The sequence below is a fragment of the Exiguobacterium sp. s189 genome, from assembly GCF_018617615.1.
In the GTDB taxonomy this organism is placed as follows: domain Bacteria; phylum Bacillota; class Bacilli; order Exiguobacteriales; family Exiguobacteriaceae; genus Exiguobacterium; species Exiguobacterium aestuarii_A.
Map to the genome: position 1 here is coordinate 13817 of NZ_JACSKM010000011.1, position 20671 is coordinate 34487.

Sequence of the window (20671 nt, forward strand, 5' to 3'; positions counted from 1 at the left end):
GCCAACCCCCTCTAGTTTGTTAGAGTACGAGCGCGTTGAAGTCTGCGACACTCTTAATCGTCGTAGCAAGTCGGTTCATTTCGTGGAGTCGGTTTTGGCGTACCGCCTCGTCATCACTCATGACCATTGTATGTTCGAAATACATCATAATTGGTGATTCAAGCGTCTGAAGAAGTTGAAGCGCTTTGTTGTAGTCTCCTGTTTGAACGGCATTCATCGCATCAGGAGCAGTCTGTTCAATCGCTTCATGTAATGCAATCTCTTGGTCGTTTTCAAACAATGACGGATTGACGTCTCCTGGCTCACCCTTTTTCGAGATATTGACGACGCGAGATAATTGCTCGATCAATGACTTCGCGTCCGTCGAAACGAATTGTTGAATCGCATGTGCACGAGCATCAAGACGATCAACCGTAAGCGTAGTCGTCAACACGGCATCAATCACGTCATAGCGAACTTGCTGTTCTTGCAAGCGATATTTCAAGCGAAGTGTAAAGAACTCCACGAGCTGTGCCTTGACTTGTTCTTTATCGGCTTCATAGAGTCCTGCCTCCAGTTGTAATTCGACAACTTTCGAAAGAAGTTTGTCGATTGAGAGGTCAATCTTCCAATCCCCAAGGATTTGTACGACCCCTTGTGCTTGCCGACGAAGTGCGAACGGATCTTGTGAACCACTTGGGATCATGCCGATACCAAAGAACGCAGCAATCGAATCGAGCTTATCTGCGAGAGCAAGCACGGCACCTGTTGCCGTCTCCGGAGACGAATCACCCGCGAAGCGTGGCATGTAGTGCTCACGAATCGCCGCAGCTACTTCCTTGTCCTCACCTTGCTGAAGGGCATACTTCTCACCCATGATTCCTTGAAGCTCTGTGAACTCGTAAACCATCTGGCTGACAAGATCAAACTTATGAATCGCACCAGCACGATTTACTTTTTCAAGATCTGCATCAAAGAGTGGTGCAAGGGATTGTGCGATTTCGGTCACACGTCGTGCTTTCGCTCCAGTCGTTCCTAGCTTTTCGTGGAAAACGATTCGGTCGAGACGTGCAAGCTGGTCATCGATGTTTGTCTTCTTGTCTTCTTCATAGAAGAAGACCGCATCCGCAAGGCGCGCACGGATGACCTTTTCGTTCCCACGTGCGACGTTTTCAAGATGATCGGCATTCCCGTTTCGAACGGTCACGAAATAGTTTTTCAACGTTCCATCAACATATACCGGGAAATAGCGTTGGTGCTCTTTCATCGTCGTAATGAGGACTTCTTCCGGTAAGTCAAGATACGTCTCATCAAACTCACCAAAGAGTGCAGTCGGCCACTCGACTAAGTTCGTGACTTCCTCTAACAAGTCGGCATCAAGCGGAATCGTCCACCCTTGATTGGTCGCAAGCGTTTGAATTTGACGTTCGATTTCGGCTTTACGAGTCTCGTAGCTTGCCATAACAAAGGCAGCCTCTAGCGCTTTCACATATTCAGCAGGTGACTCGACGACGACATCTCCCTTGCTGAGGAAACGGTGACCTCGAGTCACATTGCCTGTTTTCACGCCTTCAATCGTAAAGTCGATGACGTCTTGACCGAAGAGGGCGATCAACCAACGAATCGGACGCATGTAGCGTAAACTGCTCGTTCCCCACTTCATGTTTTTCGGGAACGTCAAGCTCCGAACGACATCTTCAAGGCCATTCAATAACGACATCGTATCTTGACCCGCCTCATGGCGTTCTGCGAAGACGTATTCAACACCTTTTTCTTCGGCGAAGTATAAGTCTTCTACTGTTAATCCACGACCACGAGCAAAACCTTCTGCCGCTTTCGACCAGTTCCCTTCTGCGTCTTGAGCAATCTTTTTCGCAGGCCCACGAAGAGTTTCCGTCAAATCTTGTTGTGTCTCTGCCACATCGCGAACGATTACAGCTAAACGACGAGGTGTAGAATACACATCGATTGAACCAAATTCAACACGCGCTTCTTTCAAGAACGCATCGATGCGCTCTGCCAATTGCTTCTCTGAGCGCAAGACGTATTGAGCCGGTAGTTCTTCTAATCCAATCTCTAATAAAAGGTCACGCATTCAAGTCACCTGCTTTCTCTTGTTTCAAAAGTGGGAAACCGAGGCGCTCCCGTTCTTCAATAAATTTAGCGGCACACGCGCGTGACATATTACGGACGCGTTGGATAAATCCAGTACGCTCTGTCACGGAAATCGCACCTTTTGCGTCTAACAAGTTAAACGTATGTGAACATTTCAAAATGTAATCGTACGCAGGGAAGACGAGATTTTCTTCGAGAGCACGTTTTGCTTCTTTCTCATATGTGTCAAATAGCGTGAAGAGCATATCGACGTCTGATAACTCGAACGTATATTTTGAGTGTTCGAACTCTGGTTGATAGAAGATGTCTCCATACTTGAATCCATCCGTCCAAACGAGGTCGAATACGCTCTCGACTTCCTGAATGTACGAAGCGAGGCGCTCAAGGCCGTATGTGATTTCAACTGCAATCGGGTCACACTCGATTCCTCCAACTTGTTGGAAATACGTGAATTGCGTAATTTCCATCCCGTTCAGCCATACTTCCCAACCGAGACCGGCTGCTCCGAATGTCGGGTTTTCCCAGTTATCTTCGACGAAGCGGATGTCATGTTCGAGCGGGTTGATTCCAATCAACTCGAGACTTTCTAAGTACAACTCTTGGATGTTGCTCGGCGACGGTTTCATGATCACCTGGAACTGATGGTGTTGATACAGGCGGTTCGGGTTTTCCCCATAACGTCCGTCAGCCGGGCGGCGTGACGGTTCCGTGTAACAAACGTTCCAAGGCTCTGGTCCTAACGTTCTCAATGTAGTCATTGGGTTTAACGTACCCGCCCCTTTTTCTACATCGTACGCTTGCATCGTCAAACAACCTTTCGATGCCCAAAACTTTTGTAGCGTGAGAATGATTTCTTGCATAGTCATATGCTTCATAAATGACACCTCCAATAGTATTGAAACGACAAAAAACGCCCCTATGTGCCTAGCACATAGGGACGGGATTGATTCCCGCGGTTCCACCCTACTTGCCCCAACAACGGGGCCACTCTTAAAAAGATGTGGGCGCTCTGGAATCGCCATTCACTCTTCTCATGACGCTCGGCTCACACCACCCCGAACTCGCTTCATTCATGACAGGAAGAGTTACTTTTTTCCTTCATCGCGCACGCTATTTCATTTGTCTAATCGTAACTCATCGTATCGAATTCGGTTTAAAAAGTCAATCCTCATTCAGATGAAGGCGGATCATTTGGTCGAGCACTCGTTTCGTCTTCAATCGGAGTCCGCTATATGACTCCATGTATGCATCAAAGAGTTGACGCAAGAGGAGTCTAGACTCGTTCGATAACGGTACGTTCCGAAATTCCGACAGTTCATGTTTGCTCATCAAGTAAAGCAATTTGGCAAGACGTTCTGATAATCGAACCGCTCCCTCTTCTCGATGCCGCCCACATAAAAAACCGCCAGAGGCGACCGAGAAATACATCGGGTCCGTCACGTCCCCACAGCGGACACACCCTGTCAGCACAGGAGAAACACCTAGAAGGTGCAAGATACGCAGTTCGAGATGATGGGTGATCACATCTGCGTCCATGCCCGCATTCAATGCTTGAAGCGCATCCTGTAAAATCCGAAAGAGTGGACGATTTTGTACCCGATCCTCGACAGACCGGTCGACGAGCTCCAACCAATACATGGCATACGCCATCCGGTCGACATCTTTCCGGATTTCCGGATAGGACGTCATAACATCGGATGATTTTAACTGAGCGAGCCCACGGCTAGAGGGGAAAATATACACACCTTCTACAAACGGTTGGCTCGAGGCATGAAACCGACTCCCCGGTTTTTTTGCGCCTCGTGCCATAATCGCAACTTTGCCAAGCTCTTCTGAAAACAATGTCACGACTTTATTCGATTCACCATAATTGACGGTACGAATGACGATTCCCGTGACTTTTTGTAACATGGCTTAATACTCGTCGTCGCGGAAACCGAGGTCACGAAGCTGCCCCATCTTGTTACGCCAGTCTTTCTGGACTTTGACCCAAAGGTTCAAGTACACTTTCGTGCCGAGAAGCGCCTCGATGTCTTGACGGGCATCTGTCCCGATTTCACGGAGCATCGCCCCTTTTTTCCCGATGATGATTCCTTTTTGTGAATCACGTTCCACCATGATGACAGCCTCGACATCGATCATTTCCGAGTTATCACGTTTCTTGATTGATTCGATTGCCACAGCGATCGAATGCGGAACTTCGTCTCGCGTCTTATGCAACACTTTTTCGCGAATCATCTCTGAGATGATAAATCGCTCCGGGTGGTCCGTCACTTGATCGGCCGGGTAGTACATCGGTCCTTCAGGTAACAGTTTCTTAATTTCTCCTAGGAGTGGTTCGACGTTATTACCTTGTAATGCCGAGATTGGGACGTACGCTGCGAAGTCCAATTCATTTGTATATTGCTCAATCACTTTCGGCAGTTCATCCGGGTGAATCAAGTCAATTTTATTCATCACCAAAATGATAGGTGTGTCGAGTCCTTTCAATTTTTCAATGATGAAGTCATCTCCGGCACCACGAGGTTCCGTCACGTTCACCATGAAAAGAATTGCATCGACTTCGCGAAGGGCGTTCGTCGCCACTTTCATCATGAAGTCGCCGAGGCGGTGTTTCGGTTTATGGATTCCCGGTGTATCGATGAAAATGATTTGGGAATCATCCGTCGTATACACACCTTGTACTTTATTTCGTGTCGTTTGTGGTTTATCCGACATGATGGCAATCTTTTGACCGATCACGCGGTTGAGGAATGTTGATTTTCCGACGTTCGGTCGACCAATGATCGACACGAAACCAGATTTAAAATCTTCTTGATACATAATGCACCTGCTTTCTCAATTTCAGAACTCTTAGTATAGCACGTTCCATAGCCTTGGACCGAATATAATGAGTGCTGTCACAGCCGCTCCGATTGAAGCGACGAGGACGGCACCCGCGGCCACATCTTTCGCCTGTTTCGCGAGCGGGTGGACATCTTTTGTGACAAGGTCGACCGCCCGCTCAATTGCTGTGTTCATGAGCTCTAAACTCAGGACTAACGTCACCCAAGCAAGGAGGACGAGATTTTCCATCCTTGTCGTTTGTAGCCAAATCGCGACAGCAAATACGAGTAAGGCGGAGATGAGATGGACACGCATATTCCGTTCTGTCCGAATGGCATGGAGGATTCCCTCACATGCCACACGAAACGGTCTCACACGTTGCCTCGCTTCAACTCGAAATGAGTGAGAACTTCCTCTTGTCTTGCGGTCATTTCAGCCTCTTCCTCTGGCGTCATATGGTCATATCCCAACAGATGAAGGAATCCATGGATGGCCAAGAAACCAAGTTCTCGCTCAAAGGAATGACCGTAGTCCGCCGCTTGCTCTCGGCATCGTTCCACCGAGATAACCAAGTCCCCGAGGAGATGCGGTTCGTCCTCATCGAGTGTGAAGTCCATCTCGTCTTCGCCCATCTCATCAAAGGCAAAGCTGATTACATCGGTCGGGGCATCTTTGCCTCTCCATTCCCGATTCACCTCATGGATTTCTTCATTCGTTAAATACGTGACCGACAATTCACTCGGCTCTTCGACCTCTTCTAACTGTGCGGCATGTTGTAGAATCGACTCGACAAGCTCGATTTGAGAAGCCGTCAACAATTCATGTTCATCGTTCGAGATGATTTGCATGTAGTTCTCCCTCTTTCTTTAGTTCTGGATATTCAATTCGTTCGTGGAACAAGCCTGTCAACGTCTCGCATGCGCTCTCACCGACGCGCCAAATTTCTTTTGTGGTCAAGTCGCAGTCTTCAAACTGTCCGTCTGCCAGCTTATCACGGATGATGGCACGAACGAGCATCCGGATTTTCTCCGGTGTCGGTTGTTTTTGCGAACGAACGGCCGCTTCGATTGAGTCGACAATCATGACGACCGCCGCTTCACGTGTTTGAGGCTTCGGACCAGGATAACGATATCGAGACTCCACCACGTCTTTCTCATGATCGTCTTTCGCTTTGACAAAGAAGTATTTCAATAAAGATGTTCCATGATGTTGCTCAGCAATATCGATGATTTCCTTTGGTAGTTTATAGCGTCGCAACAAATCGGCCCCATCATAAGGGTGAGCCATGATGATGTCAGCGGACTCTTCTGGTGTCAGACGATCGTGTGGATTCCCTCCACCTTGCTGATTTTCAATAAAGTGAAGAGGACGTTCCGTTTTCCCGAGGTCGTGGTAATAACTCGCCACCCTCGCGAGCAATCCGTCCGCCCCAATGGCTTCACATGCCGATTCCGCCAAGTTTGCCACCATCATACTATGATGATACGTGCCTGGCGCTTCCATTAAGAGCTTTCGGAGCAATGGATGTGTCGGACTCATCAATTCGACGAGTCGACCAGACGACAGGACGCCAAACCAAGGTTCTAGGAAAGGCAAGAATCCAAATGTCAACACGATGGATAGCAAGGCGCTGATGACAGCAAACCCAGAAAGGTACATCGCCATTTCCCAAGTCACTTGAACGTTTCGTAATAAGAGCAACGCAATGACCATGATGATATTCACGATGCCGAGTAAGACGCCCGACAAGAACAAGCGCTTCCGCTGAATTTTTGGCTCGACTAAAAAGACGGCTAAGAAACTTCCGGTCGCGACATATACCAACGTCATGAAGTTTGTGCTTTGTCCGAATGTGACGACGATACTTCCCGCAATCATGGTAATGAACGCCGATGCGAGGGCGACACGCTCGTCAATCAAGATACGTAGTAATAATACGACGAAGGCGGTCGGTGCCAAAAGATAAGCATACGTCGTGTAGTCGACGCCGATGTATCCGACGCCAAAGAAGATACCGAGTTGTAACAGAAGCAACCCATAGACGGTCACTAATATTTTAGGGCTTAGTAATAAATCTTTGATTTTCGAGCGGATAAGCATGAATAAGAAACCGCCCGTCAATAATCCGCTCAATAAGAATGATCCGAACAGTGGAGCGAGTGACCGGTTCGGATCGATCGCTCCAGTGAGTTCTAGCTTCCGATAAATCTCACGCGTGACGACTTCCCCTTGACTGACAAGAAGTTGCCCTTCTTGGATGATGACAGGATCGACTGCATCTACGGCTTCTTGTTCTTTTTGACGAGTTGCTTCAGAGTCAAACACATAGTTCGGAACGATGAGTTCATCGCTTAATGTTTTTGCAATCGCACGGAATTCAAACGAGAGTGGTGATTGATCGACGATTGCAGCCGCGCGGTCTCTGGCCGCTGCGACCGCTTCATTACTCGTCTCAATCCGATCATCCATCACTTGTTGCAAAGCCGTCACCGTCACGTCTTCAACGGTTTGGCGCGTATCTTCCGTCGCCTCGAGGAGTGAGTTCAGCTCTTCGTCTGCGAGTACCCCGCTCGCTTCCGTCGAGTTCAGACGGCTCTTAATATCTGCCAGTTCCGTCTCTTCATCAGTTTGGTCGAACGCCGCGAACAATTGCTCGACTTTAGCAATCTGTTGATCGGCAAATTCCCGACGAAGCGAAAACTGACTGCCGACGCCGTTCGTTACTTCTTGTTTCAACCGTTCAGTCGCTACTCGGTCCTCGACCGTAATCGGAGACCGGATGTCCTGCTCGGCAATCCCTAACGGTTCCACACTGATAATGGATGGGCGCACGGTGAAGTATAGAATGGCACCTAGTAAGAGAAAGAAAATCAGCGAAATCGTCGCGACTGTCCAATGTTTGGCTTGCTGCATTCGTGTGCCCCCCTTTCACGATCGTTGGCCTCACTATTGTCCTTATGTGAGGTCTGTACTATAGGCGTTGATAATTTTCTTAACGAGTGGATGGCGGACGACGTCAGACGCGCTGAAGTGTTCAAAGTGAATCCCATCCACGCCCTCTAATAAGCGTAACGCCTCTTGTAAACCTGACGCCTTGCCTTTCGGTAAATCGACTTGTGTCAAATCCCCTGTGACCACCATCTTCGATCCGAAACCGAGTCGCGTCAAAAACATCTTCATTTGTTCTTTCGTCGTGTTTTGTGCCTCATCTAATATGACAAACGCATCTTCTAACGTACGTCCACGCATATAGGCGAGTGGAGCCACTTCGATTGTCCCTCGTTCTAATAAGCGATTCGTCTGTTCCACGCCGTAGACGTCGAACAAGGCATCATATAACGGTCGAAGATAAGGATCTACCTTTTCTTTCAAATCACCTGGTAAAAACCCAAGATTCTCCCCTGCTTCAACGGCAGGTCGCGTCAAGATAATCCGTTTCACCTGACCTTCTTTTAGTGCTCGCGCCGCTAGCACGACTGCTAAATACGTTTTACCCGTTCCAGCCGGTCCGATTCCAAAGACAAGGTCTCGTCGTTCGATTGCGCGAACATAGCGACTCTGCCCAACTGTTTTAGCACGAATCGGTTTTCCCTTGTTTGTCGTGAAGACGACACGCTCATAATGTTCGAGCAGTTCGTCACCCTTTCCGACTTGGATATGTTGAATGACACTGATGGCGTCGCTCTCGTTAAGACGCGCACCTTTTTTCACTAACGTCTGTAACGTGAGGATGACTTGCTTTGTCAATTCTAGCGCTTCTCCAGTATCGGCTTGGATAATCAATTCCTCGCCTCTTGGAATGAGTGCCACTTTCAATTCTGTCTCAATCGCTTGGAACACTTCATCTTTCGGTCCGAGTAAAGCTTGTGCTTCATTCGCATGTTCCATGACGAAAGGTATTTTATCAGTCATAATCAATGGATACGTTGCCCCCTCTAAATATCGGTTATTCCTCTTTTACTTTAGCACTATCACGCCTATCGTGAAAGAAAGACCGTGTATTTTCCCCATGCAAAAGGCAGTAACGCGAGGTTACTGCCTTTGCCTTACTTCTTTCGTTTCGAGACCGGAGGTTGTAACACCTCGCTCCAAATGACAGCTTCCCGCATTTGTTTTTTCGAAACTTTCAGTTGTCTCGGTTTGATTTCCTCCTGAATTGGAGGGATTTTCACCGCTTGTTCAAACTGCGCACTCACTTTCGGCATCTCGACTTGACGTTCCCGAGGCGCTGGTCGCTCTTCGGTACGCGCTATCCGACGTCTCACCTTTTGTGGTGCTGGCTTTTGTTCTGATTCGGAGTCGTCAAACGCCGATTCAATTTCCTTCATCACGTCTCCGACCGAATCCAAGTAGCGTTTCAGTTCACTGCTCTGAGGACGGTCGCCTGAAGACGATGACTTTTCAAGCCGCTTCATCACCGCCGAGGCGATTCCGAAGGCTGCTAACAAAAGTACCCATAGTCCATCCATATTTATCACTCACTATCTGATTCAGAATCGATAGGTGACCCGATCGCTTTACGCATTTCCGTATCTGCTTGAACGTTCAAGTAATTCACGTAATCCATGACGCCTAGTTTACCGTTACGCAACGCCTCGGCCATCGCGAGTGGCACTTCCGCTTCGGCGCCGACAACTTTCGCACGCATTTCCTCTACAGAAGACTTCATTTCCTGTTCGCGAGCAATCGCCATCGCTCGGCGTTCTTCCGCCTTCGCTTGGGCAATCTTTTTATCTGCTTCGGCTTGGTCAGTCTGAAGGACTGCCCCGATGTTCTTACCGATATCGATATCTGCAATATCAATCGAGAGAATTTCAAACGCCGTACCTGAATCCAAACCTTTTGTGAGTACGGTACGTGAAATCATATCTGGGTTCTCAAGTACGTGCTTATGATTGTTTTGCGATCCGATTGTCGATACGACACCTTCCCCGACACGGGCGATAATCGTTTCTTCTCCCGCACCACCGACGAGACGATCGATATTGGCACGCACCGTAATACGCGCTTTCGCCTTCACTTCAATCCCGTCCATTGCCACACCGGCGATAAATGGTGTCTCAATGACTTTCGGGTTAACCGACATTTGTACGGCTTCAAGTACGTTACGTCCTGCCAAGTCAATGGCAGCGGCACGCTCGAACGATAACTCGATGTTTGCGCGGTGTGCCGCAATCAATGCGTTTACGACACGGTCAACATTACCACCCGCTAAGAAGTGACTTTCGAGTTGGTTCGTGTTTAAACCGAGACCCGCCTTGACTGCTTTAATCAATGGGTTAACAATTTTTGATGGTACGACGCGGCGAAGGCGCATCCCGACCAATGTGAAAATCGAGACGTGTACACCTGCTGCGAATGAGCTGATCCATAATCCGATTGGTACAAACGTGAAGAAGACAGCAAGCGCAATCAATCCTCCACCTGTGATGAGTAACGTCGTCAATAGTTCTGGTGTCATTCTGTTACATCCTCCTTCGGTTCTATAAAGGTCCGAACGACAATCCGCCCTGAATCCACTTTATATACCTGAATTTTTGTCTGCTGATCGAGATAGCCACCCTCTGTCACGACGTCAATACGTTCTCCGTCGATTTCGGCAGTACCGGCCGGGCGAAGTGGTGTTAACGTCACACCGACTTTCCCGAGAAGTTGTTTACGGTCATCATGGGACAAGTAACCTTTTTCGGTCGATGTCGAATCCGTTAAGATCAACCCTTTATAAATGAGCGGACGATTCGTACTTAATCGGCGGTATGCCCAGAACCCAAGTCCAGTGAGCACCGCTGCCGCCAAACCGATGGAGAGCCATAGCTGACCGATCGTCGCACCCGCCATGATCAAACTGGCAACGACCGCTCCGATCCCAAGCAAACCGAACAATCCAAACCCTGCAACGAACACTTCAATTCCAAGAAGGACGACTCCGACAAAAAAGACTGTCAGAATCACTCCGAGACCAAATGTCATCGTCTTGCTACCCCCTTCCAAATTCAAAGCTATCTCCTATCTCTAGTGTATACGAAACAAGAATGAATGTGGTTTCAGAATACGCAAAAAAAGCAGAAACTTTCGGTTTCCCGAAAAGTTCTGCTTTCTCATCAATTCGTCAATTGTTGTTTGACGATTCGGTTCACAAGACCACCGTCTGCCTTGCCTTTGACTTGCGGCATGACGACGCCCATCACCTTACCCATATCAGATGGAGCGGATGCGTTCGTTTGAGCAATTGCTGCTTGGACGATCGCAGTCACTTCATCTTCTGAAAGTTGTTCAGGCATATAGGCTTCTAGGACGACAATCTCTTCTGCTACTTTGGAAGCAAGGTCTTCACGACCAGCGCTTTCGAATTCTCGGAGGGAGTCTCTGCGCTGTTTCATCTCTCGGTTGAGCACCGTGAGTTCCTCTTCCTCGGTAAGATCTTGACGACCTAGTTTGATAGCCTCATTTTGGAGCGACGCTTTTACCATCCGGATCGTCGTGAGACGATCTTTTTGTTTAGCGCGCATGGCTTGCTTCATGTCGTCCGTCAAGCGTTCTTGAAGACTCATGAGCCAACACCCTCTCTACACAATGAAACTGGAATCAGAATTTCTTACGCTTACGCGCAGCTTCTGATTTCAATTTACGTTTTACGCTTGGCTTTTCGTAGTGACGACGTTTACGAACTTCGGCAAGTGTGCCATCTTTCGAAACACCGCGTTTGAAACGACGAAGAGCGTCTTCAAGCGATTCGTTTTTACGGACACGAGTTTCCACTAGTTTTCCCTCCCTCCGAATTACACGACTAAGGAAACGTGTTTCACACGTCATATCATATTATAGTGAAATTAAGTCGTGTGGTCAACCACTTATTAATAGTCGCTGTCTGAACGTCCGCCTGTGACGATTGCGATACCAGCTGAAGCACCGATGCGTGTCGCACCAGCATCGATCATCGCTTTCGCTCCTTCGAAGTCACGAACACCGCCTGAAGCTTTTACGCCGAGGTCTGGTCCAACTGTTTCACGCATGAGACGAATGTCTTCGACCGTTGCGCCACCAGTAGAAAAACCAGTTGATGTTTTGACGAAATCTGCTCCAGCTTTCACTGAAAGTTCAGCAGCTTTCTTGATTTCTTCTTTTGTAAGCATGCACGTTTCAAAGATGACTTTGACGAGTGTACCGTTTGCCGCTTCGACAACCGCACGAATGTCACGCTCTACGAGGTCGTAGTCGCCGTCTTTGAGTGCTGCGATATTGATCACCATATCGACTTCATCCGCACCGTTTGCGATCGCGTCTTTTGTTTCGAACGCTTTCACTTCAGGCGTGTTCGCTCCGAGTGGGAATCCGATGACTGTACATACTTTGACGTCGTCATCCGACTTAAGTTGCTCCGCAGCATATTTGACCCATGTCGGGTTGACACAGACACTTGCGAACTTATATTCGAGCGCCTCTGCACAAAGTTTTGTAACTTGATCTTTTGTTGTTTCAGCTTTTAAAGCTGTGTGGTCGATATAACGGGCTAATTCCATTATTCATTTCCTCCTCTGACAAATAAGTCTGACATCTAACATATTACCACGTTTTTTCGAGATGTAACAGCTTCCAAATTCAAATGAGTTGACGACGTTTACGAGCGACGACCCAACTGTTCCAACTGAAAAAGAAGATGGCCAGCCAAATGCAAGTAAATGCGAAGACATGATACGCCGTGAACGGTTCATGATACATGACGACTCCGATAATCAGACTGAGTGTCGGTGCGATAAATTGAAGGAATCCGACGAGTGTGAATGGGATATGTTGTGCCCCGTAACCAAACAAAAGAAGCGGAAGCGCCGTCACCACACCTGTTCCTAGCAATGCGACCCAAATCATCGGTGACATGTCGAAGGCAATCTGGTCCGTGACGACCTGATTGCTGAGAAAGATGAGCGCGACAGGAACGACTGCTAACGTCTCAATCCCAAGACTGACTGTTGAAGCGAGAGGTCGCCGTTTCTTCACCATTCCATAAAAACCAAACGTACTCGCTAATACGAACGAAATCCACGGAAACGAGCCATATCCAAGCGTCAATACGAGGACGCCGATTGACGCGATCCCGACTGCCATCCATTGGACTCGGTTTAATGATTCCCGAAAGACGAGCACCCCTAACACCATACTGACAAGCGGATTAATGTAATAGCCGAGGGATGCCTCGATGATATAACCGTGATTGACAGCCCATATGTACACGAACCAGTTTGCACTGACGATGAATCCGTTCAACATGAACGCGTTTCGTGTGGCAGGGTGGCGAAGAGCGTAACCGAACTCTTTCCACTGATTCGTCCATCTTAAGACAAGTAAAATAAATAAAAAGGACCAAACGATACGATGTGCCAAAATTTGCCCGCTCGGAACTTCTTGCAAAAACTTCCAATAGATTGGGAGGACGCCCCACATCACGTAGGCCCCGATTGTCGTCCATACTCCCTTGTTCACACGTTCACCCGCTCTCTTTCAAGATAAAAATAGTTTAGTCGATGAATGACTTCCGATACAAGGCTTTTGTTTCATGAAAAAAGGACGCGAAATCGCGTCCCTTACTGTTTATTGCTTTACCTGTTCGATGGCGGATAGAGCTTGTGCTAAATCTTCAACTAAATCATCGATATCTTCTAATCCAACTGAGATTCGAACAAGTCCGTCCGTGATCCCGAGTTCTGCACGTCGCTCAGCTGGAATCGACGCATGCGTCATACGAGCCGGGACACTGATCAAGCTTTCAACTGCACCGAGACTCTCTGCGAGCGTGAAATACTTCGTCTTCGCGACCATCATTTCAGCCGCTTCGGCCGAACCGACGTCAAACGCAATCATGCCACCGAACCCACGCGCTTGCGATAAGTGCACGCGTTTCGCTTCTTCACTAGAGACACTCGGGTGAAGGACACGTGACACGTTCTCATTCGATTGTAAGAATTCAACCAACGCCCGTGCGTTCGATTCAATCTCTTCCATTCGAACGGCAAGCGTCTTAATCCCACGGACGACGAGGAAGCTGTCTTGAGGTCCGAGGACTGCACCGACTGAATTTTGGAGGAATGCCAACGCTTCTCCTTGTTCTTCCGTACGTGCGACGACTAAACCTGCCACGACGTCACTATGACCGCCTAAATATTTTGTGGCGCTGTGTAAGACATAGTCGGCACCAAGGTCGATCGGATTTTGGAAGTAAGGTGTCATGAACGTGTTGTCTACGACGAGCAAGACATCTGCCTCATCCGCAATTGTGCGCATCGCTCGGATATCCGTCACGTTCAAGAGTGGATTAGTCGGTGTCTCCACATAAATCATTTTCGTGTTCGCTTGTAGCGCATCACGAACCGCCGTTTCATCGGATGTATCGACAAAAGTTGCCTCCAAGCCTCGTGACTGAAATACTCGATTGAATACACGATACGTTCCTCCATATACATCAGACCCGACAATGACGTGGTCTCCAGATTTCAACAACATGAGTACGGTCGAGATGGCAGCCATCCCAGAACCGAATGCAAAACCTTGCACACCACCTTCGATATCCGCTATGAGTGTCTCGAGTGCGGTACGTGTCGGGTTCGCAGATCGAGAATACTCATATCCTTCCCGTAAGTTACCGATTCCGTCTTGCTTATATGTGCTCGTTTGATAAATCGGTGGTGTGACCGCCCCTGTTAATGGGTCGGTCGTTTTACCGCCGTGAATGAGTGCTGTCTTTGTACGCATGTTCTGCCTCCTTGACAATTCCTTGACTTAAATATCGTTCTGCACTGTCTGGCAAGATCGTCACAATCGTGCCTTCTGACATTTGATTTGCTTCCTTTACACATGCTGCGATGGCAGCACCAGAAGAACTTCCGATGAGCAATCCTTCCTGTTTCGCAAGATGCGCCACGTAATAGAAGGCTTCCTCATCTGTGATGGTATGAATCGCATCGACATAAGACTTTTCCAAAAATGGCGGCCATTTTTCGACGCCAATTCCTTCTGTTTTATGTGGACCTGGCTCACCGCCGTTCAAAATCGAACCGACCGGCTCCACGACAACAGTTTTCGTCCCCTGTGGTTTTAACGTTTTGGCGACACCGGTGAACGTACCTCCTGAACCCGCTCCCGCTACAAATACATCGATTTGTGGCATGTCCTTCAACAACTCTTGCGAAAGGATGTCGACATAGGCGTCCGGGTTGTCCGGGTTTGAAAACTGTTCCGGTACGTATGCATCATGTTCTTCAGCCAACTCAAGCGCGTGACTGATCGCACCTTTCATTCCGAGCTCGGTCGGTGTGTTGACGACAGTCGCTCCAAGAAGACGCATCAATGCTTGCTTCTCTTGACTAAACTTTTCAGGGGTGACGGTAATCAGACGAATGTCGTACCGCTGGCAAGCGAGTGCGAGTCCAATTCCCGTATTTCCGGCTGTCGGCTCAATCACCGTACCACCTGGTGCCACGTCTCCACGTTTCATCGCCCGCTCAATCAAATTCATGCCGAGTCGGTCTTTGACACTACCTCCCGGATTCATCATCTCCATCTTCCCGTACACTTTTACCGTAGCTGGAACAGGTAATGAACGGAGCTCGATGAGCGGTGTATCCCCGATGAGTTCATAGACGTCACGGACAATCATCTTACGCTTCGTCCTTGAAGACGATATGCCACTCGTCACGTTTCGCAAGCATGTCAGCTGCTAATTTTTTAGCTCCCTCAAAATCATGATGGTTCGCATTTCCGCACTGTACCGGGTTTTGCGCTGGCAATTCTTCCGCGTTCATCGCATCGCGCAATGTCGCTTCTACGAGGTCGAGCATGCGCTCATAGTCCCCATCATTCAACATCGTCCAATAGAAACCTGTTTGGCATCCCATCGGCGAAATGTCCACGATGTCTTCTGAATGATTACGGCTGTTTTCGGCGATTAAATGCTCGAGAGAGTGGACAGCACGCATCGGCATGAGGCCTTCGTTCGGTTGGATGAAGCGAATATCATACTTGTAAATCGTATCAGCCGTTCCTTCTTTCACACCGGCGAGACGGACAAATGGAGCCTGAACTTTCGTATGATCTAAGTTAAAGCTTTCAACGTTATATGTTTTCATGAGTAATTCCTCCTAATTATTTTGTAGCGACGACAAGCCAAACAAATTTATTTTTCTGTGTCATTGTCACGTTGTATCCATTCGCCTCTAGCATCGTACGAATGGTTGTCGTATATGGATAATATTCACGATTTAAATCCTCGACCAAGTCTGAATAGCCTTTTGCCGTAGCCCAGTCAATAATTTCTTGGCGTGCGTGCGGGGATTCGAACATCGTATCAAGCAATACGAATTTCGGATGTCCCCAATCGCGAACATATTGACCAATCGCTGTTTCTTTTTCAGAATCCGTCAAGTGATGGAAAGCATAAGAGGAAACGATCGTATCGACATGCGAGAACGTTGGATAACGGATAAAATCTCCGTGTTCCACCGATATGCCCAACTTCTCAATTGCAATCTGTCTCATTTCTGGAGAAGGTTCGATTGCAATTAAAGGATGTCCCTTTAAAATTCGGGCACTCAAGTTGCCTGTGCCGACACCAAATTCCAAGACTGTTCCTTCAACGTGTAACGCAACATCATCGAGCATTTGATCATATCCGACAAATACTTCATGATATTGCTCGTCATGCCCCCCGACTGCCGTATCGTAATCTTTCGCCCAATCCTTGAAGATATCCATGAATGGTAAATTCATAGTGCCACCCCATCCTTAATTCTGACTAAATTGATATGTTTTATTGGTATTTAACATTAACGTTACATTAACAGGTTTGTTTGAACATTTCAAGTCATTCGCGTGATTCTGACGATCACCAAAATTTGATATAGGTCTTATGATTCAGGCCTTTAGTAATTGTCTGAACATTTAAATTTGTGCAAAAACACTCCCCTACTTTACAAAAAAGTCCACTATTTTTTGTCTGAACAACGATATGATAGTTCACAATGCAAGAGGAAATCTTTGTTTTTTACAGGTAATAACAAATATTAGGGGGTAAACACATTGTCAAGAAGAAAAGTCTACTTAAACGCTTCACTTGCTACATGTATTGCTTTAACACCTGTGTTGATTCAAGCGGGTACGTCAGCTGTTTCAGCAGAAGCTTCCATCAAACCAAAAATCGAGCTCGAAAAGAAACAGAAAAAAGTCCGGGTCGTCGTCGAACTCGTCGGTGCACCTGCAATCGCAGAAGCAGCGCAAAAAGGGAAAAAATTTAATGAGTTGACGAAATCAGAACAAAACAAGGCGCAACAATCTGTTCAGTCTGAACAGAAACGCGCAAAATCCGCTTTGAAAAAGCAAGGTGTGACTGCTACACCCATCGAAGAGTTCACGACCGTTTTTAACGGCTTCTCCACTTTCCTCTCAACAAGTGAAATCGCTAAAGTTGAAGCTTTACCTGAAGTAGCGACTGTCCATGTCGTGAATGAATATGAACGTCCTGAAGTGAAACCAGATATGGTTACAAGCAACGGAATGGTTCAAGCCGAACAAACATGGGGCGATTATGGATTTGCGGGAGAAGGCACCGTCGTCGCTGTCATCGACTCGGGAATTGATGCCGACCACCGAGATTACCGAATCACGGATTCGAAAACGGCAGAATTGACGAAATCAGAAGTCGATCAGGCGATCACTTCGTTCGGTCTACCTGGTGAATATGTGAATGAGAAAGTCCCATATGCCTATAATTACTACGACGAAAACGATGATATTAAAGATGATTCACCGGGGGCTTCCATGCACGGTCAGCACGTCTCAGGGACGGTCGCTGCAAACGGTGATCTCGAAAACGGTGGAATTAAAGGAGTCGCACCTGAAGCTCAAATCCTTGGTCTTAAAGTATTCAGTAACGACCCGAACTACGCATCTACATACGGAGATATTTATATTAAAGCGATTGACGATGCGATCAAGCTAGGAGCTGACGTCATCAACATGAGTCTTGGTTCAACAGCAGGTTTTGTCGATGCCGACTCACCTGAGCAACAAGCCGTTCAACGCGCTGTAGACAACGGTGTCTTCATGTCCATCTCTGCTGGGAACTCAGCATACTTCGGACATGGATTCGACTTACCAACGGCTTCAAACCCAGATACGGGTGTCGTTGGGGCGCCTAGTGTCAGCCAAGCATCGACATCGGTCGCTTCACTCGAGAACGATCAAATTCAACTGGATGCTTTCCGCGTCGGTGATGAAAAAATCGGATGGAAGAAACAAGATGGACCTGCTTTCTCGGAAGGTACATATGACATCGTGTATGTCGGAGATGGACAACCAGAAAACTATGCCGGGAAAGACGTGAAAGGAAAGCTCGTCCTCGCTGTTCGCGACGGAGGATACTTCTACTCGAAAATTCAAAAAACGGCTGAGGCACAAGGGGCAGCCGGTGTCATCGTACGAGGCGCCGTCTCACACGGAGACTACGTGTCGATGGCTCTCGATCAACCGCTCATCCCGATGGCATCACTCAGCATCCAAGACGGGAACGAGTTAAAAGAGAAATTAGCGGAAGGACCGCTCCAACTCACGTTTGCCGGTGACCGAATCAGCGTCAACAACCGTTCGGCAGGCGCGATGTCTGATTTCACATCTTGGGGTGTCACACCGAACCTTGACTTCAAGCCGGAACTTTCAGCCCCAGGCGGTCAAATCTTCTCAACGTTCAACGACAACCAATACGGTTTGATGAGCGGAACATCGATGGCCGCACCTCACGTTGCCGGCGGTGCAGCTCTTGTTCTTGAACGCGTCGATCGTGATTTCAACTTGAGCGGAGCGGCTCGTGTGACGATGGCAAAGAACTTGCTACTCAATACGTCGAAGCCCGTCACAGACATCGGACCGTATAACCAAGAATTGAAGCAGTCCCTTCCATATTCACCACGTCGGGCGGGAGCTGGTCTCATGCAACTCCATGCGGCCGTCACATCTCCGGCAGTCGCGTATGAGAAGAAGACGAAAGAAGCGAAAGTCGCTTTAAAAGAATTGTCGAAGAGTAAGGCGAAGTTCACGATTGTCGTTGAAAACATGTCTGACGAATCACTTACATACGATGTGGCCGCTTCCCTCCAGACAGACCTTGCCGTTACTAACAAGGATGGCGTCATTCAGAATGCGATGGAAGCTCAGGCGCTTCAACAAGCAATCATTAAGATCAATGGCAAAAACACAAGTAAAGTCACGTTGAAGGCAAAACAAAAGAAAGAAATCACCGTATCGATTGATGTCTCGAAGGCACAAGTACTTAATCCTGAGACGTTAGAAGGAACGGTATCTGCAAAATCAGTCTTTGAGAATGGTTATTTCGTCGATGGATTCCTACGCTTGACTGACCCACGTGGGACAGACGGCAACCCGTCACTCGTTGTCCCGTTCGTCGGATTCGAAGGCGATTGGGGCAAAGCACCAATCTTTGACGAAACGATTTATGAAGATGGTTCATTCTATGGAATCTCTGGATTGGTCGATGCGGCCGGGAACTATTTAGGAGAGAAACTTGATGAGTCTGTAGATGAAGAAGCGGTAGCGATTTCGCCTGACGGGGACGGTTCAAAAGACACGGCTACCCCGGTCTACTCGCTCTTACGAAATGCGAAAGACGTCAAGTATCGGATCGTCGATGAAAAAGGAAACGTCCTTCGTACCCTTAAAATCGAAGAAGAATTGAGAAAGAACTACTTTGATGGTGGAAGCGGTGACCCATACTACTACACGTCAGATAACGCTTGGGACGGAAAACTGAACGGAGAGATGGCGCCGAAAGGAACGTACTACTACGAAATTGAAGCGAGCATCGACTACATGAAAAAACAAGCCCAGACGTTACGGATTCCAGTGAAAGTGGATTACACGGATCCTCGTTTCACGATTCGTTGGAACGAAGGTGTGGCTAGTGTCAAAGCATCCGACGACTTTGCAGGCATCAACGGTATCGAATTCCTTCTTAATGGGAAAGTTGTTGCGAAAGAAGCAAAAGATACAGCAAACTTCACACTCGATGCGCCATTTGAATCAACAGACCAACTATCGGTTCGCGTTTCAGACAATGCAGGTAACGTGATCACACGCGACGTATCTACAGAAAATGATGCAGATAAACCAGGAGTCTTTGTCGATGCACCACTCGCCCTGTCTCCTTACGGTTCATCGATTGTACCGATCATCGGTCAAATCAAAGATGCCTCTGACGTTGTATCGTTCACTGTCGACGATGTGGACGTACCACTCACGTATGACGCAGCTGCAAAACAATACACGTTCAATACGACACGTTCGTATGAAGATGGATTCCACAAGATTCGTTTCATCGCGGAAGACACGTCTGGTAACGTGACGAACTTTGTCCGTCCAATCTTTGTCGATTCTACGGAGGCGACGCTCTCAATCAGCAACGTGCCGAAAAACGTTTCGGCGAAACAAAACTCTGTGAACGTGAAAGTTCAAGTGACGGATAACTTCGACGACATCAAACTCCGTGTCAACGGTGATTTGAAATGGAGTCATACGTTGAAAGAACCTTATGCGATGCGCGCATTCTCACGTACCGAAACCGTCTCACTCCCTGTAACAAAGGGACAAAACACTTTCACATTTGAAGTGACTGACCTCGGTGGCAACGTGACGAAGAAAGTCATCACGATCAATAAAAAATAATAGATTCACGAAAAAACGGCTGCCCACGTGG

20 protein-coding genes are annotated in these 20671 nt (G+C 47.9%); 1 reads left to right on the forward strand and 19 read right to left on the reverse strand.

The window, feature by feature from the left end:
- Nucleotides 1-19: 19 nt before the first annotated feature.
- From glyS to KNO99_RS12725, 19 genes are all read right to left on the reverse strand, one after another.
- Nucleotides 20-2074, reverse strand: a complete 2055-nt coding sequence (gene glyS / locus KNO99_RS12635) for a glycine--tRNA ligase subunit beta (RefSeq protein WP_214749218.1) — start codon at nucleotides 2072-2074, stop codon at nucleotides 20-22.
- Nucleotides 2067-2960 carry a glycine--tRNA ligase subunit alpha gene (glyQ, locus tag KNO99_RS12640; protein ID WP_198930010.1) on the reverse strand — a complete coding sequence of 298 codons (894 nt, stop codon included), beginning with the start codon at nucleotides 2958-2960 and terminating at the stop codon, nucleotides 2067-2069. Before glyQ ends, glyS begins: the two co-directional genes overlap by 8 nt.
- A gap of 295 nt (nucleotides 2961-3255) precedes the next feature.
- Entirely contained in the window at nucleotides 3256-4005 is a 750-nt protein-coding gene (recO, locus tag KNO99_RS12645; RefSeq protein ID WP_214693093.1) for a DNA repair protein RecO, read from the reverse strand.
- A gap of 3 nt (nucleotides 4006-4008) precedes the next feature.
- Nucleotides 4009-4917 carry a GTPase Era gene (gene era / locus KNO99_RS12650; RefSeq protein WP_214749221.1) on the reverse strand — a complete coding sequence of 303 codons (909 nt, stop codon included), beginning with the start codon at nucleotides 4915-4917 and terminating at the stop codon, nucleotides 4009-4011.
- A 30-nt stretch (nucleotides 4918-4947) separates the two neighbouring features.
- Nucleotides 4948-5295: a diacylglycerol kinase family protein gene (locus KNO99_RS12655; RefSeq protein WP_214749223.1), complete on the reverse strand. Its 348-nt coding sequence runs from the start codon at nucleotides 5293-5295 to the stop codon at nucleotides 4948-4950.
- Nucleotides 5292-5768, reverse strand: coding sequence for an rRNA maturation RNase YbeY (ybeY, locus tag KNO99_RS12660; RefSeq protein ID WP_214693109.1), 477 nt, complete (start codon nucleotides 5766-5768; stop codon nucleotides 5292-5294). Before ybeY ends, KNO99_RS12655 begins: the two co-directional genes overlap by 4 nt.
- On the reverse strand, nucleotides 5746-7833 hold the full coding sequence (locus KNO99_RS12665; protein WP_214749226.1) for an HD family phosphohydrolase: 2088 nt from the start codon (nucleotides 7831-7833) through the stop codon (nucleotides 5746-5748). The genes ybeY and KNO99_RS12665 overlap by 23 nt, the downstream gene beginning before the upstream one ends.
- A gap of 42 nt (nucleotides 7834-7875) precedes the next feature.
- Nucleotides 7876-8832 (reverse strand): PhoH family protein, encoded by a 957-nt coding sequence (locus KNO99_RS12670; RefSeq protein WP_074033920.1) that lies wholly within the window; start codon nucleotides 8830-8832, stop codon nucleotides 7876-7878.
- A gap of 134 nt (nucleotides 8833-8966) precedes the next feature.
- On the reverse strand, nucleotides 8967-9389 hold the full coding sequence (locus KNO99_RS12675) for a hypothetical protein (protein ID WP_214749229.1): 423 nt from the start codon (nucleotides 9387-9389) through the stop codon (nucleotides 8967-8969).
- A 5-nt stretch (nucleotides 9390-9394) separates the two neighbouring features.
- On the reverse strand, nucleotides 9395-10381 hold the full coding sequence (gene floA, locus KNO99_RS12680) for a flotillin-like protein FloA (protein WP_074033371.1): 987 nt from the start codon (nucleotides 10379-10381) through the stop codon (nucleotides 9395-9397).
- On the reverse strand, nucleotides 10378-10917 hold the full coding sequence (locus KNO99_RS12685) for an NfeD family protein (protein WP_224861488.1): 540 nt from the start codon (nucleotides 10915-10917) through the stop codon (nucleotides 10378-10380). The genes floA and KNO99_RS12685 overlap by 4 nt, the downstream gene beginning before the upstream one ends.
- A gap of 104 nt (nucleotides 10918-11021) precedes the next feature.
- Nucleotides 11022-11471 carry a GatB/YqeY domain-containing protein gene (locus tag KNO99_RS12690; protein WP_074033373.1) on the reverse strand — a complete coding sequence of 150 codons (450 nt, stop codon included), beginning with the start codon at nucleotides 11469-11471 and terminating at the stop codon, nucleotides 11022-11024.
- A gap of 34 nt (nucleotides 11472-11505) precedes the next feature.
- On the reverse strand, nucleotides 11506-11700 hold the full coding sequence (gene rpsU / locus KNO99_RS12695; protein WP_029334745.1) for a 30S ribosomal protein S21: 195 nt from the start codon (nucleotides 11698-11700) through the stop codon (nucleotides 11506-11508).
- A gap of 74 nt (nucleotides 11701-11774) precedes the next feature.
- Nucleotides 11775-12440, reverse strand: a complete 666-nt coding sequence (gene deoC / locus KNO99_RS12700; RefSeq protein WP_214749232.1) for a deoxyribose-phosphate aldolase — start codon at nucleotides 12438-12440, stop codon at nucleotides 11775-11777.
- Between the two features lie 79 nt (nucleotides 12441-12519).
- Complete coding sequence (gene rarD / locus KNO99_RS12705) at nucleotides 12520-13398, reverse strand: EamA family transporter RarD (RefSeq protein WP_214693116.1); 879 nt, start codon at nucleotides 13396-13398, stop codon at nucleotides 12520-12522.
- A 108-nt stretch (nucleotides 13399-13506) separates the two neighbouring features.
- Nucleotides 13507-14664 (reverse strand): bifunctional cystathionine gamma-lyase/homocysteine desulfhydrase, encoded by a 1158-nt coding sequence (locus KNO99_RS12710; RefSeq protein ID WP_214749236.1) that lies wholly within the window; start codon nucleotides 14662-14664, stop codon nucleotides 13507-13509.
- Complete coding sequence (locus tag KNO99_RS12715; RefSeq protein WP_214749239.1) at nucleotides 14630-15568, reverse strand: PLP-dependent cysteine synthase family protein; 939 nt, start codon at nucleotides 15566-15568, stop codon at nucleotides 14630-14632. The genes KNO99_RS12710 and KNO99_RS12715 overlap by 35 nt, the downstream gene beginning before the upstream one ends.
- 1 nt (nucleotide 15569) lies before the next feature.
- Nucleotides 15570-16037 carry an S-ribosylhomocysteine lyase gene (locus KNO99_RS12720; protein WP_074033378.1) on the reverse strand — a complete coding sequence of 156 codons (468 nt, stop codon included), beginning with the start codon at nucleotides 16035-16037 and terminating at the stop codon, nucleotides 15570-15572.
- Between the two features lie 16 nt (nucleotides 16038-16053).
- Nucleotides 16054-16677, reverse strand: coding sequence for a class I SAM-dependent methyltransferase (locus KNO99_RS12725; protein WP_214749242.1), 624 nt, complete (start codon nucleotides 16675-16677; stop codon nucleotides 16054-16056).
- 309 nt (nucleotides 16678-16986) lie between these two features.
- Between KNO99_RS12725 and KNO99_RS12730 the strand changes: the two genes are divergently transcribed.
- Entirely contained in the window at nucleotides 16987-20640 is a 3654-nt protein-coding gene (locus tag KNO99_RS12730; protein WP_214749245.1) for a S8 family serine peptidase, read from the forward strand.
- Nucleotides 20641-20671 lie beyond the last annotated feature (31 nt).

Bases quoted from the DNA above. Each gene is read 5' to 3' on its own strand.
- KNO99_RS12675 (WP_214749229.1), bottom strand. From the start codon at position 9,389: ATGGATGGACTATGGGTACTTTTGTTAGCAGCCTTCGGAATCGCCTCG.
- KNO99_RS12670 (WP_074033920.1), bottom strand. From the start codon at position 8,832: ATGACTGATAAAATACCTTTCGTCATGGAACATGCGAATGAAGCACAA.
- floA (WP_074033371.1), bottom strand. From the start codon at position 10,381: ATGACACCAGAACTATTGACGACGTTACTCATCACAGGTGGAGGATTG.
- ybeY (WP_214693109.1), bottom strand. From the start codon at position 5,768: ATGCAAATCATCTCGAACGATGAACATGAATTGTTGACGGCTTCTCAA.
- KNO99_RS12720 (WP_074033378.1), bottom strand. From the start codon at position 16,037: ATGAAAACATATAACGTTGAAAGCTTTAACTTAGATCATACGAAAGTT.
- glyQ (WP_198930010.1), bottom strand. From the start codon at position 2,960: ATGACTATGCAAGAAATCATTCTCACGCTACAAAAGTTTTGGGCATCG.
- KNO99_RS12725 (WP_214749242.1), bottom strand. From the start codon at position 16,677: ATGAATTTACCATTCATGGATATCTTCAAGGATTGGGCGAAAGATTAC.
- KNO99_RS12690 (WP_074033373.1), bottom strand. From the start codon at position 11,471: ATGAGTCTTCAAGAACGCTTGACGGACGACATGAAGCAAGCCATGCGC.
- KNO99_RS12710 (WP_214749236.1), bottom strand. From the start codon at position 14,664: ATGCGTACAAAGACAGCACTCATTCACGGCGGTAAAACGACCGACCCA.
- recO (WP_214693093.1), bottom strand. From the start codon at position 4,005: ATGTTACAAAAAGTCACGGGAATCGTCATTCGTACCGTCAATTATGGT.
- KNO99_RS12715 (WP_214749239.1), bottom strand. From the start codon at position 15,568: ATGATTGTCCGTGACGTCTATGAACTCATCGGGGATACACCGCTCATC.
- deoC (WP_214749232.1), bottom strand. From the start codon at position 12,440: ATGGAATTAGCCCGTTATATCGACCACACAGCTTTAAAAGCTGAAACA.
- glyS (WP_214749218.1), bottom strand. From the start codon at position 2,074: ATGCGTGACCTTTTATTAGAGATTGGATTAGAAGAACTACCGGCTCAA.
- era (WP_214749221.1), bottom strand. From the start codon at position 4,917: ATGTATCAAGAAGATTTTAAATCTGGTTTCGTGTCGATCATTGGTCGA.
- KNO99_RS12665 (WP_214749226.1), bottom strand. From the start codon at position 7,833: ATGCAGCAAGCCAAACATTGGACAGTCGCGACGATTTCGCTGATTTTC.